This is a genomic window from Flavobacterium aurantiibacter (genome assembly GCF_002251775.1).
Taxonomy (GTDB): domain Bacteria; phylum Bacteroidota; class Bacteroidia; order Flavobacteriales; family Flavobacteriaceae; genus Flavobacterium; species Flavobacterium aurantiibacter.
The window spans coordinates 1-13,553 of sequence record NZ_NOXX01000136.1; the positions used below are offsets into that span (position 1 = coordinate 1).

Annotated in this window: 11 protein-coding genes; 8 read left to right on the top strand and 3 right to left on the bottom strand. The window is 42.5% G+C overall.

Going from position 1 to position 13,553, the window contains the following annotated elements:
* Positions 1-294: 294 nt before the first annotated feature.
* Genes dut through CHX27_RS02635 form a run of 5 tightly spaced genes read left to right on the top strand, consistent with a single transcriptional unit; the run spans position 295 to position 5,129 of the window.
* Positions 295-732, top strand: coding sequence for a dUTP diphosphatase (gene dut, locus CHX27_RS02615; protein ID WP_094485211.1), 438 nt, complete (start codon positions 295-297; stop codon positions 730-732).
* 9 nt (positions 733-741) lie between these two features.
* Positions 742-1,752 (top strand): sugar nucleotidyltransferase, encoded by a 1,011-nt coding sequence (locus tag CHX27_RS02620; RefSeq protein WP_094485212.1) that lies wholly within the window; start codon positions 742-744, stop codon positions 1,750-1,752.
* The gene (locus tag CHX27_RS02625; protein WP_094485213.1) at positions 1,752-3,089 is read left to right on the top strand and encodes a tetratricopeptide repeat protein; all 1,338 of its coding nucleotides are present in this window, start codon (positions 1,752-1,754) and stop codon (positions 3,087-3,089) included. The genes CHX27_RS02620 and CHX27_RS02625 overlap by 1 nt, the downstream gene beginning before the upstream one ends.
* A 1-nt stretch (position 3,090) precedes the next feature.
* A complete protein-coding gene (locus tag CHX27_RS02630; RefSeq protein WP_094485214.1) occupies positions 3,091-3,858 on the top strand; it encodes a DUF4292 domain-containing protein in 768 nt (255 codons plus the stop codon).
* A gap of 11 nt (positions 3,859-3,869) precedes the next feature.
* Positions 3,870-5,129 carry a murein hydrolase activator EnvC family protein gene (locus CHX27_RS02635; protein ID WP_094485215.1) on the top strand — a complete coding sequence of 420 codons (1,260 nt, stop codon included), beginning with the start codon at positions 3,870-3,872 and terminating at the stop codon, positions 5,127-5,129.
* Positions 5,130-5,394: 265 nt separating this feature from the next.
* On the opposite strand, the gene CHX27_RS02640 is transcribed toward CHX27_RS02635, so the two are convergent.
* The 3 genes from CHX27_RS02640 to CHX27_RS15770 all read right to left on the bottom strand — a co-directional run bounded on the left by CHX27_RS02640 (position 5,395) and on the right by CHX27_RS15770 (position 9,277).
* Positions 5,395-5,805 carry a BrxA/BrxB family bacilliredoxin gene (locus CHX27_RS02640; RefSeq protein ID WP_094485216.1) on the bottom strand — a complete coding sequence of 137 codons (411 nt, stop codon included), beginning with the start codon at positions 5,803-5,805 and terminating at the stop codon, positions 5,395-5,397.
* Positions 5,806-5,882: 77 nt separating this feature from the next.
* The gene (locus tag CHX27_RS02645) at positions 5,883-7,052 is read right to left on the bottom strand and encodes a lycopene cyclase family protein (RefSeq protein WP_094485217.1); all 1,170 of its coding nucleotides are present in this window, start codon (positions 7,050-7,052) and stop codon (positions 5,883-5,885) included.
* Positions 7,052-9,277 (bottom strand): TonB-dependent receptor plug domain-containing protein, encoded by a 2,226-nt coding sequence (locus tag CHX27_RS15770; protein ID WP_094485218.1) that lies wholly within the window; start codon positions 9,275-9,277, stop codon positions 7,052-7,054. The genes CHX27_RS02645 and CHX27_RS15770 overlap by 1 nt, the downstream gene beginning before the upstream one ends.
* A gap of 79 nt (positions 9,278-9,356) precedes the next feature.
* On the opposite strand from CHX27_RS15770, the gene CHX27_RS02655 reads away from it, so the two are divergent.
* From CHX27_RS02655 to CHX27_RS02665, 3 genes are all read left to right on the top strand, one after another.
* The gene (locus tag CHX27_RS02655; protein ID WP_094485219.1) at positions 9,357-11,228 is read left to right on the top strand and encodes an Nramp family divalent metal transporter; all 1,872 of its coding nucleotides are present in this window, start codon (positions 9,357-9,359) and stop codon (positions 11,226-11,228) included.
* A gap of 3 nt (positions 11,229-11,231) precedes the next feature.
* A complete protein-coding gene (locus tag CHX27_RS02660; protein ID WP_094485220.1) occupies positions 11,232-11,876 on the top strand; it encodes a metal-dependent transcriptional regulator in 645 nt (214 codons plus the stop codon).
* Positions 11,877-11,971: 95 nt separating this feature from the next.
* Complete coding sequence (locus CHX27_RS02665; protein ID WP_094485221.1) at positions 11,972-13,327, top strand: PQQ-dependent sugar dehydrogenase; 1,356 nt, start codon at positions 11,972-11,974, stop codon at positions 13,325-13,327.
* Positions 13,328-13,553 lie beyond the last annotated feature (226 nt).

Consider the following 13,553-nt stretch of genomic DNA (forward strand, 5'->3'; position numbering starts at 1 on the left):
AAGCTGGAAATTAATTTAATACAATTTTTGTCGTGTACTTAGTTTCATTTTATAAAATTTTTAAATTATAAACAAAGTTATTATCGGCTATCTTCAGAAAATAAAAATTCAGAAATAAATAACAGGTGTTTAAAAGATAATTTTATGTAGATAATGAAAATGTGATACCATACACTTGTGAAACTATGTCATTTCCTATTATTAGTAACCGTGTGCTTCAAAGTATAATCTAAACAAAGCAATACATTTGCTTGGTAATTAAATTAATTATCTTGCGGCATCAAAAATGCTTGTATGCTTGCTGTAAAAATCATCAATACATCTGCTTTCCCATTACCTGCTTATGAGAGCGATTTAGCTGCTGGAATCGACCTTCGTGCCGCTATTTCCGAGCCCATTACTTTGCAACCTTTACAACGCACCTTAGTAAAAACGGGCTTGTTTTTAGAGTTGCCTGCCGGAACCGAGGCGCAGGTGCGTCCGCGTAGTGGTTTGGCGCTCAAGCAAGGAATAACCGTTTTAAATGCACCGGGAACCATCGACGCCGATTATCGCGGTGAAGTTGGCGTAATTTTAATAAATTTAGGAGCAGAAACAGCGGTAATTTCGCCAGGCGATCGCATTGCACAATTGGTTTTTGCCCGATACGAACAAGCTGTTTTTGAAGAAGTAAATGAACTAACAGCAACCGCACGTGGTGCGGGTGGATTTGGAAGTACTGGAAAAAATTAAAATCAAAATATGAAAATCATTGTTCCGATGGCTGGACGCGGATCTCGACTACGTCCGCATACATTAACTGTACCGAAACCTCTTATCCCCATTGCAGGTAAGCCCATAGTGCACCGTTTGGTAGAGGACATAGCCGCAGTGATTAACCAACCTATCAGCGAAATTGCCTTCATTATTCATAAAGACTTTGGTAAAGCTGTGGAAACGGAGCTTGTGGCTATTGCCGAAAAATTAGGTGCTAGCGGAAGCATTTATTACCAAAACGAAGCCTTGGGAACTGCGCACGCTATTTTATGTGCGAAGGAATCGATGTCGGGACCACTTGTAGTTGCTTACGCAGATACATTGTTTCGCGCTGATTTTACGCTCGACCAAACGGCCGACAGCGTTATTTGGGTAAAGAAGGTCGACGATCCGTCGGCTTTTGGTGTGGTGCAACTCAATGAGAAAAATGAAATTATCGATTTTGTTGAAAAGCCAAAAGACTTTGTTTCGGATCTAGCGATTATCGGAATTTACTATTTTAAATCGGGCGAAACGCTGCGTGAAGAATTGCAGTTTTTACTCGACAATAATGTGGTTAAAGGCGGCGAATATCAGCTCACAGATGCTTTGGAAAACATGAAGCAAAAAGGCATGCGTTTTGTGCCTGGAACGGTCGACGAATGGATGGATTGCGGAAACAAAGCCGTAACGGTAGAAACCAACAGCCGTATGTTGCAGTTTTTACACGACGAAGGAAAAGATTTGGTAAGTAGTTCGGCTGTGTTAACAAACGCCACCATCATTCCGCCCTGTTTTATTGGCGATCATGTTGTCATTGAAAACAGTACCGTCGGACCAAACGTGTCCGTTGGCGCGCACACTAAGATTAGCAATTCAAACGTTAAGAATAGTCTGATTCAAACGCAATCTACCATTTCGAATGCCAATTTGGATGAAGCGATGATTGGTAATCATGCGAAATTCGACGGCAATTTCACTAAAATCAGCATTGGCGATTACAGCGTTTTAGAATAATGCATAAACTTCGTAACATAGCGTTTCATCTCGTTTGCGGTTTGTTGGTCGCAAGCTCTGCGTTTGCTCAGGTTGAACCCGAACAGATTGCCGCTACTACCGACGATTTTCAGAATTCGTATTTCGAAGCACTCAAACAAAAAAGTATCGAAAATTACGACAAGGCCATTACGGCTCTTGAAAAATGTGCTGAAATCCAGAAGGAAAATCCGGCCGTTTACAACGAATTGGGGAAAAGCTATCTGAAGTTAAAAAAATACGACAATGCGTATAGCAGTTTTCAAAAAGCCCACGACATAGATCCAAAAAACAGATGGTACCTCGATGGTATGTACGAAGTGTGCTATGCCAAACAAGATTGGCAACAAGCCATTGTTTTGGTGCAGCAGCTGGTTCCGTTCGAAGCATCGTACCAAGAAGATTTGGTGTCGTTATATATGAACACTTTTCAATACGACAAAGCTTTAGCTCTTATTAATCAGCTTAACGAAACGGTTGGCGAGTCGGATAAACGACGCTTGTACAAAGCTCAGATACTATCGGATGCCAAATATCAAGGCGCTGAAAAAGACGATTTGTTGAGTAAGATCAAGAGAAATCCGAAAGAAGAATCGAATTATGTAGAGCTGATAACCATTTACAGCAACAGCAATCAAGAAGAAAAAGCGCTGGAAGTTGCCAAGATGCTAGAAAAAGAAATTCCAACTTCCGATTGGGCACAGGTGAGCTTATTCAAACTACACATCACCAACAACGACGGCACAAAAGCAGGTGACGCTTTAAAACAAGCACTAAAAAGCTCGCGTGTAGATGCAAAAATCAAGCATCGGATGATTAATGAGTTTCTCATTTTCATTACTAAAAACCAACAATTTGAACAGGTTTTTGAAGAAGCAATTGCCTTGATGCCCGAAGACAAAAACATAGTAGTGGCAACTGAAGTCGGAAAGTACTTCTTCAATAAAAAAGATTATGCCAAAGCTTCAAAGTATCTTCAGAAGGGTGTTTCTATAAAGCCCGACGATTTTGAAGCGGCGCGACTCCTTTTCCAATCACTTTCGCAGAATCAACAATACGACGCATTACTAAAACAAGCACAAGATTACGCAGATTTATTTCCGAACCAACCCGAACCCTTTTATTACAAAGGTCTTGCGCTATTCAAAACCGGAAAATTAAAAGAAGCGGTTTCGGAATTAGAAAGCGGCGTAGATTTTGTATTGGATAACCCTACCTTTGAAGCAGCTTTTTACAAATTGCTGGCAGACGTTTATCAATCGTTAGGCGATCTAAAAAACAAAGATAAATACCTCAAAAAAGCGGAAAAACTGAAATAAAATGAAGAAAATTGCCTGCTTGTTACTCGTTTTAACGATCGTTTCCTGCAAATCGACAGCTAAAATTGCCGAAACAAAGGCAACCGATGCACTCGATGTGGAAACGATAATAAAAGGCATTCAGGCCAATAAAATCGACTTTAAAACGGCCGTTATTCGCGCGGGTGTTGGGTACGAATCGGAGGATACAGGCATAAATGCAGGCGCCGACATCCGAATCAAAAAAGACGAGAAAATTCTTGTTAGTATAAAAGTGCTTGGAATAACCATGGCAAAAGCACTCATCACCCCCGACCGCGTCCAGTATTATCAAAAAACTGGCGATAAATATTTTGATGGCGATTACACCACTTTGAGTCGTTTGGCTGGTACACCGCTCAACTACGAGAAAGTTCAAAATTTATTACTCGGAAAACCACTTGATGACTTAAAGGCAAGCGATTTTATAGCAGTTTTATCAGGCTCGAATTACGAACTCCGTACCGTTGCAACAAAACCACAAGCCAGTGCCTACGCGTTTGAAGCAGGAAACTTCTTTTTGAAGAAAACACAAATCTTGAGGATCGAAAAAAACCAAAGCGTAACAGTTGATTACAACGGTTACGGAAATTACAACAACATACCTTTTCCGCTATCGCTAAAAATTTTGGCTAAAGAAGCCGACAAATTTTCTAAAATTGAAATCGACTATAAAGACGTTAAAATCAACGAAAACGTGTCATTTCCTTATGAAGTGCCAAGCGGTTACGAACGTATTATACTCGAATAACAAAGTATCTTATGAGACTTAAGTGGTGTACCTTTCTTTTACTACTGCTCTCTTTTCAGGCATTCGCACAGCCTACACAGGAAGAGCTGCAACGTCGTAAAGAACAATTGCAACGCGAAATTCAAGAACAAGAAGAGTTGTTGAATTCGCAAAACAAAAAGCAAAAGTCGGTTGCTACCCTTATAGCACAACAAACCGAAAAAATAAAACTGCGCGAAAAACTCATAAATACCACCGAAAAGCAAGCCAAGATTTTAAAGAACGATATGTACCTCAATCAGTTGGCAATCAATAAACTCAACCGCGATCTCGACGACTTAAAAGCCGATTACGCCGAAATGATTCGGAAGTCGTATAAAAGTAGGTCCGAACAGAGTCGCGCCATGTTTTTACTTTCGTCCGAAAATTTTCTACAAGCCTACAAACGTGCGCAGTACATGAAACAGTACGCCTCGTACCGAAAAATGCAGGCTGAAGAAATAAAAGAAAAAACAGCAAAACTGCAGCAGTTCAATACCGTTCTCGACGATCAGAAAAAACAAAAACAAGAACTTCTCGCAGAACAGCAAAAAGAACGCGAAAATTTGGAAAAAGAACGCCTCGAACAAGAGCGTTTGGTGAATTCCATTAAAAAAGACAAAAAGAAAATTATTGCCGAAATCAAGAAAAAGCAGCAGGAATCGCGCGCAATTGATCGTAAAATCGACAATTTAATCAAAGCCGCAATTGCTGAAGCAAACAAAAAAGCGGCTGCCGCAAACAAAAAAGCGAACCCAACAAAAGTTACCGCAGCCGAGACACGCAAAACAGAAACGGCTACAAAAATTGTACTTACGCCCGAAGCAAAACTCGTATCCGATAACTTTAAAGCCAACAAAGGGAAACTTCCTTGGCCTGTAGAGCGCGGAACGGTAACTTTGCGCTACGGTGATCAGCCACACCCAATCTACAAAGGGTTAACCGTGCACTGTAGTGGCGTCGAGATTACAACCGATTCTGGCGCAAATGCACGAGCTGTCTTCGGCGGAACGGTGTATAGCGTGATTGTAATTTCGCCCGTGAACAAAGCCGTAATGATACAACACGGAGATTTCTTTACAGTTTATCAAAACCTCAGCAGCGTTAGTGTCAGTAAAGGCGACAAAGTAAGTACCAAGCAAAGCATCGGGAAAATTCGCACCAACGGCGATACGGGCAAAACCACGCTAAAGTTCATGATCTCGCAAAACGCCACGTACGCCAATCCGGCGAGTTGGTTGTATAATATGTAGTTTTTTTGGGCGTTCCGCCGGCTAAATTCGTAACGCTTCGCAAACGCAATATCCGTACGGCCGCCGTCAGGCTGTACACTACAATCTGTTTTGCGCCGTAAGCGGCAGCGCAAAACAGGATTTTCGTTGCCATCCTTAACGCGGAACATCGTTACCGGCGTATGTGCATGAAAAGACGTGTACTTTTAAACATCGAATAATCCAAAACAAAAAACCCCAATAAGCCAAAATCAGCTCATTGGGGTTTTCTAAATCAAATTTTCTCTTAGCAAAATTGCGTGTACGCGTCTTGCAAGTTCTCGGCAATCATCTCTGCTGGTCTGCCTTCGATATGATGACGTTCTAACATGTGAACCAACTCACCATCTTTAAACAAAGCAATACTCGGCGACGATGGTGGGAACGGAAACATGTGTTGGCGTGCTGCATCTACTGCCTCGCGATCAACACCAGCGAAGACAGTAACCAACTGGTCAGGCTTTTTAGCCGCACCAAGGCTGTGCTTCGCGCCCGGACGTGCATTGCGAGCTGCGCAACCACAAACCGAATTAACTACCACCAAAGTAGTTCCGGGTGCAGCAAGAGCATTATTTACTTCATCTGCAGTATATAATTCGCGAAAACCAGCATCGGCTAGCTCTTTTCGCATAGGTAAAACCATTTCTTCAGGATACATAGTACTTGTTTTTAGACTGCAAATTTACCGCTTAACAAGCGGATTAAAAACTCTACAATCATAAACTTTTCTTATGGTTACAGCGGTCTTGGCGATAGTCCGACCAATCGGCGCAACAAAGCAGTTATAAAGGGCCGCTTCGGGCATGCCCAAAAAATGCGCAACTCTTCTGTAAACCGCGTTTCTTCGTCCAAAAACTTCAAAATCAAAGACGCAGGTAACTTTTTAAAAAGCGATGCAAAAACTTCGCTTCCCAATTCGTTATTGCGGTAAAGAACATCCACAAAAAGCAAATCATAAAACCAAAATCGGTTAAAATAGCGGAGCTTTCGCAAATCGAAGCTACTGTGTAAGTTTTTTACAAGCGATTTCGCCTTCTTTCGGGACGAGCTAAAAGTAAAACCCGTACTCGCTTTGGTCCAACCACCCGCCGATCCAATGTAGGCCACGTGTTTTGAATTTTTATTCCAAAACGGATAACTGCTCATCGGAATGGCTCCTTGCTCCGTTTCGTAAACCTCGTAATCAAAAATACGTCGCTGATTCAAATATGCTTTTATCGCATCGGTGTAAACATGATCGGCAACAATTTCCGGAGAGAAGTACGTAAATTCAAAAAGTGCTTTGGTGTTCGAAAAAGGCAAGACGTACATAAAACGTGTGTTTCCGTCTTGCGGTAAATCGAAATCCATAAACGTGAGCGCGTTCGGATCGATTAACGGCTCTTTCGTTCTAATCTTCCAGCCAATAAAATGCTGCCAGAGCATCGGGTATTTGGTTTGGTGCGCTGTTTCCTGATTGTGAAAAACCGAAACAAACAACTTCTTACAATTGTAAACTGAGGTTTCGGTTCGCACAACTACCCCATTTGCCGACTCGTTATGGTTTTCGTATCGTTCTAGTTTATAAGTTACTATTCCCGATTTCTCGAACTTCTGCTTGAGCGAAGTGTAAAAAGCTGCCGACTCAACCGTTTTGTATTTATACGGATGCAGCGCTACGGTAGTTTTAAAATCTGCGGCAGCGAAAATGGCATGATCCCAATACTGAGCCGCAATTTTGTCAAACTTGCCTTTTCCACTTTCCCAAAAACTCCAAGTACGATCGTTTGTATTTTTAGAAACGGCTTCCAGTATTAAGATTCGTTGCTGGTCAAACCGTTTAGACTTGAGCATTTCGTCGACGGTGAGCAAGGTCGATAAACCGCCGCCGATAAAGATATAATCGTAATAACTAACTGTTTCCATCAATCGAGAATATAGCGCATACCGACAAAAAACCGACGGCCTTGATTTTGTGCATAAATGTAAGAAGGATCGAAAGAAAGCGCGTACGGATTATCGGGTGTTGGCAAAATATTTCCTTGCGGATCGGTTTGTACGTTCGTATCAAACGGATCGTTGGCACGAGCAATTAAAAAAGGCGTGTGTTTATCCGGTCGGAAATCGAACATGTTTTTTACGCCGCCAATCACGGTAAAGTGCTTCGCGAAGGTAAATGCCAATTGAATGTTCTGCAGCGAGTAAACCCGCGAATATTCGGGCCGCGGATCGAGTGGGCCAAGTAACGGCAAACGCATCGGGCCAACAAGCGTTGCTGTGTAGTCTAGGTTTAGTTTTGATGTTACCGGAAAACTAACCGTTGCTACGCCCGACCACGATTCGGTAAGCACAGGCGTTCGAGTGACACCGTCTTGCCGATTCTTGACATCCATAAAAGTAGCTCCAAGATTCACCCGTGTTTTATTCGGAAATATCGCATCGAAAGTTAGATTAATTCCAGCTGTTCGCGAAAAGCCGTTTAAATTCTTGTAAATAACCTGATTGGGATTGGTGTCGTAATCGGCAATGATCGCGTTAGTGAAATAGGTGTACCAAGTGTTGGCTTCTGCGGAAAGCAAATGTCCGGAACTGAGGTAAAATTTCTTGCTGTAATTGAGCGTTGCATTCCACGACGATTCTGGTTTTAAATCTTCCAAAATAAGTACTTCCCGAGCACCCGTTAATGCTGCGTGATCTTCTGAAAACAAATTGACTACACGAAAACCTTTTCCTGCATTCAAACGCACAATCTGATTGGCAGGCAATTCAAATTTGTACGCAACTCGCGGTGTGAAGATCAAACCATGAGCGCTGTTGTAATCGGTTCTCGCGCCAAGCAAAAGCGAATTCTTATCGTCGAACTGAATTAAATCTTGCACAAAAACCGACGGAATGTGCATTATGTCGGCAGTTGGGGTAACTGTAGTGTTGTCGTTGTATCGCTGGTAACGACAGGCAGCTCCAAATAGCAAGGAATGCTTTTTTACAACAAATTCTTTGGTAAGTTGTGTAAACGCAATTTGCTGATCGGCGAGGTAAAAAACCGAACCATAAACCGAATTCTGATGATGAGAGGTGTACGAAAATCGGAGGTCGCTGCCGTTTAGAAAATCTGATTTATACCCTCCAAAAAGTTCAAGACGCGACGTGTAAATCGACTCTCCATAAATCACATCGCCGCCACGAAACGACTCATTCCAACGCATATCGCCACCCCAACGATCTTCATACAAATACCTGCCTGCAACATCTAATTTACTGCGATCGGAAAAAGAAAACTGTGCTTTAGAAAATACGCTAATACGCTGCTGTAAACTCAAGTCGGTAAAATTGTCGTTGTTCTTATCCACGGGCTCATTGTAGTAAAATGCGTTAGCGCCAAATAATACAGAACCTTTTTTTCCAGCCCTAATCCGATATCCTAAATCTAAATTGTGTTCGCCGTAAGTTGTCGAGAAATTATCAAAACTAAACCGCGGCGAATTTTGCGGATCTTTCGTAATCACGTTAATTAAACCTCCCATCGATTCACTTCCGTATAAGGCTGCTGCCGGACCGCGAACTACTTCAATACGATCAATCATTGCGGCGGGAATACCCATCAATCCATAAACCGTTCCCAGCGCACTCACAATCGGCATTCCATCGATGAGAATTTGTGTGTACGGACCGGGTAATCCGTTTATTCTAATGTCTCCAGTATTACAAACAGCGCAGTTAACTTGCGGCCGAATGCCGTTTACTTGTTGCAAACCTTCAAACAAATTGGCGTTCGGTGTTTGTTTCAAAAAAGCACCGCGGTAAACTTCAACCGGAACCGGACTCTTCATTCTGCTCACAGGCGACAAAGTTCCGGTAACCACAACTTCATTCAAATTCTCCGCTTGTGCCGAAGTTAGTTGCACTTCATTGAAAATGGTCGGATCCAAAAAAATCGTTTCTCGCAAAGACTTGTACGTAAATTGAAATGCCGTTGCTGAAGAGCTGAAATCAAAATTCCCCGTTGCATCGGTCTTCCCAACGAATACCGTATCTGCATAAATTTCAACTCCACCTTGCAAAACCGAATCCAAATAAACCACGCCACGGTACTGTTGTCCAAAAACAGCTGCGGTTACCAACAAAAACAGCAACGCGATTTTATTCTTCATAAAAATATTTTTAGACAAATCTAAAAATAGATTTCCATTTGTCAAATTATTTATATATTTGTTTAGAATAGTGAAGTTTATGTCGAAATCTTTAGAGGAAGTTCACGAGTCGGTTCAAACCCGAACCACCGGAAATTTTTACCGGCGTATTTTAGCTTTTTTCGGTCCGGCGTATCTGATTAGTGTTGGCTATATGGATCCGGGTAATTGGGCCACCGACATTGCTGGGGGCAGCCAATTTGGGTACTCGCTGCTCTGGGTTTTACTGATGAGCAACATCATGGCCTTGCTGTTACAAAGTTTAAGCGCTCGTTTGGGCATTGTAACCCGACGCGATTTGGCCCAAGCTTCTCGCGAAACTTATTCGAAACCTGTAAACTACGTTTTGTATTTTCTCGCCGAAGTAGCTATTGCAGCCTGCGATTTAGCAGAAGTTTTAGGGATGGCTATCGGCTTAAATTTGCTATTTGGTATCCCTTTATTCGAAGGCGTGATTATTACCGTTCTCGACACGTTTTTGCTGCTTTTCCTGATTCATAAAGGAATCCGAAAAATGGAAGCTTTCATTATTGCTTTGGTGGGAATCATTGGCTTGTCGTTTTTATTCGAGATGATTTTTGCTGCACCCGACGTTAGTCAAGTAATTCGCGGATTGATTCCAGGAATTCCGAACGAAACTGCCTTGTATATTGCCATCGGAATCATCGGTGCAACGGTTATGCCTCATAATTTATACCTTCACTCGTCTTTGGTACAAACTCGAAAATTCGATCGCAGTTCAGAAGGCATCAAACGTGCGTTGAAATACAATTTTATCGATTCAGCGATTGCCCTCAATCTCGCATTTTTTGTAAACGCGGCAATTCTAATCTTAGCAGCAACCACCTTCTACAAAAATGGTTATTTCGAAGTAGCTGAAATTCAAGATGCTTATCGCTTTCTCGAACCGTTGCTAGGCACCGAATGGGCTCCCATACTTTTTGCCGTTGCTTTAATTGCCGCCGGACAAAGTTCAACAATAACCGGAACGCTCGCGGGGCAAATCATTATGGAAGGATATCTCAACTTACGTATTCAGCCCTGGGTGCGAAGAATCATCACCAGACTTATTGCCATCGTTCCAGCGCTCATTGTTATCAGTGTTTTTGGCGAAGACGTTACGGGAAAAATGCTCATATTCAGCCAAGTAGTTTTGAGTTTACAGCTCGGATTCGCCATCATTCCGCTCATCCATTTCGTGAGCGATCGCACCAAAATGCAAGAATTTGTGATTTCAAAACCTACGCGAATAGCCGCTTGGGTTATCGCCATCATCATTGTTTCGCTAAACGTAAAACTAGTTTTCGAAGAAATATCTCTTTGGATTCAAGGTGCAACCGACCCGACATGGCTCTACCTTACCGTGGTACCGCTTGCAGCCGGATTTCTATTATTGCTGCTGTACATCGCCATTCGTCCGTTGGTGTATCGCAGTCCGCGAACCACAAACAAACACCTTCCCCACTTACAAGATTTAACTTTTGAATCGGCTGCTATTGCCGCACGAAACAAAGTGGCTATTGCTGTCGATTTCAGTAAATCCGATGAAGCTGCAATTAATCACGCCTTAAAAATCGCCGGAACTAACGCCCATTTCACCTTAATTCACGTTGTTGAAACCGTGGGTGCGTTGATGTACGGCTCGGAAACTGCCGACCACGAATCGGCTGCCGACAAAAAACTACTCGACGACTACAAAAAATTACTCGCACAGAAAGACATTACCGTCGATGTGCTTTTAGGTTACGGAAAACCTCATCTAGCGCTATCGGAACTTGTAGCCAAGCACGAATTCGACTTACTTGTTATGGGAACGCACGGACATGCGGGCTTTAAAGATTTACTTTTCGGAACCACAATAGACAAGCTCCGACATCGTTTAAAAATTCCGTTGTTTATTGTAAACGCTTAATGTATGACGCTCTCCGAAGAAAACTATTTGAAAGTCATCTATCACCTCAGTGCCGATTTACAGGTGATTTCCACAAATGCAATCGCCGACAAAATGCAAACCAAAGCGTCGTCGGCAACCGATATGATTAAAAAACTGTCGGAAAAAGGACTTGTGGCTTACAAAAAATATCAGGGCGTAACTTTAAGCGAAACCGGCGTTCATGCTGCACGAATGATTGTAAGAAAACACCGTTTATGGGAAGTTTTCTTAGTCGATAAATTAGCGTTTGCTTGGGATGAAGTACACGAAATTGCCGAACAGCTCGAACACATCCAATCCGAAGAACTCATCAATAAACTCGACGATTTTCTCGGAAATCCGATTGTCGATCCACACGGCGATGCCATACCCGATCGAACCGGAAAAATGACGCTTACCAAACAACGCGTCTTAGCAGATCTACCCGAAGGCGACGGCGGACATTTAGTAGGTGTTAAAGATTCCTCTGCGGCATTCCTTCAATACCTCGACAAACAACAACTCACACTCGGAAGTCGCATTCAAGTTCTCGAAAAAGAAGCCTTCGACGAATCTATGGTGCTCGACGTAAACGGTAGGCAGAAATCCGTTTCTCAAAAAATCGCCCGACAACTACTGCTCGACTAATTAAAGATTTGCAAGCGCAATTTCTTAAAATTCTATCAAACTTTCTGGAATTGAGGCATTCAATTGTACCTTTATAGGCTAAAAAGAACAATTCTATGCGAAAACTCTACCTTCTTTTACTTGTATTTGCAACAACAATTCAAGCACAAACCGTGAGCGTACAGCAGTTCGCAACGGGCTTAAACTCGATTGTTGATATTGCCAACTGCGGCGATGACCGTTTGTTCGTGGTGCAACAAAACGGAATCATCCGTGTATTAAATAGCAACGGAACAGCTATTTCGGGTAACTTTCTTGATATATCTTCATTAATCTCAACTGGTGGAGAACGTGGTTTACTTGGTATTGCTTTCCATCCCAATTATGCAACTAACGGCTACTTTTTTCTAAACTACACCAATGATATGGGTGATACCGTTATTGCGCGGTATTCTGTAAATCCGAATAACCCAAACCAAGCATTATCAAACTCTGCGGAGATCGTTCTCACTATCGACCAACCATTTAGCAATCACAACGGAGGTACCTTAAAATTCGGACCCGACGGTATGCTGTACATTGGCATGGGCGATGGCGGTAGCGGCGGCGATCCGAGTAATTACGCCCAAAACATCAACTCGTTATTAGGTAAAATGCTACGCATAAACGTCGACACGCTTCCCTACACTATTCCGGCCGACAATCCGTTTGTAGGTGTTGCTGGTAGCGACGAAATTTACGCTACGGGTTTGCGAAACCCTTGGAAATTTTGCTTTGATTACGAAACAGGTAACTTATGGATTGCCGACGTTGGGCAACAAAACATCGAAGAAATCAATAAAGAGTTGTACTCAGTTGCCGGTCTCAATTACGGCTGGCGGTGCTACGAAGGAAATAACGCATACAACACCAGTGGCTGCGTTGCGCAAAGTGCACTCACCTTTCCCGAGGCTGTTTATCCGTCTACAAACAACACCAACGAATGCTCAATTACGGGCGGCTACGTGTATCGCGGTACACAGTATCCGGGTTTTGTAGGTTTGTATTTTTTTACCGACTATTGTTCAGGCCGTATCGGTACCATCAATGCAAACGGAACACTAACTTGGCGAACAACCGGAAACGACAATTACTACACTACTTTTGGCGAAGACCTTAACAAAAACCTTTACGTAGCAGGCGGTGGAACCATTTTTAGAGTAATCGACAGCGCTTTGAGCATCGAAGAAAATAAAACTATCGATGTTAAGGTACTTCCTAATCCGACCTCCAATTTTCTACAAATCGATGCCAATGACCAAGCTTTTCCGGCACAGCTGAAAGTATTCGATTTAAACGGAAAGCTGCTTTTCGACGGTAGTTATCAAAAAAATCAGTTGGTTTCCGTATCGGGCTGGTCGGCAGGGTATTATGTGGCACAACTCACTTTAGCCAACGGCCAAGAATCAACACTAAAGTTTAGCAAAAAGTAAACAAAGTAAATTATAAATTTTATTTGGGCGCGCCGGCGAAACAATTCGTCGCTGCGCCCAATTTTGTTCTAGCCGTCACGTGTTCCGCTGTATCTTTTGGGCTAAACTTTAGTGGAAATTCATAACGCCCAAAAGATTCTGTGTTGAATTACAAATAAAATCCTAATTTTTTATTTTTGTCTTCTAAGACGGTCCTTGAACTAGTCTCGATAGCGTGCTTAAACCA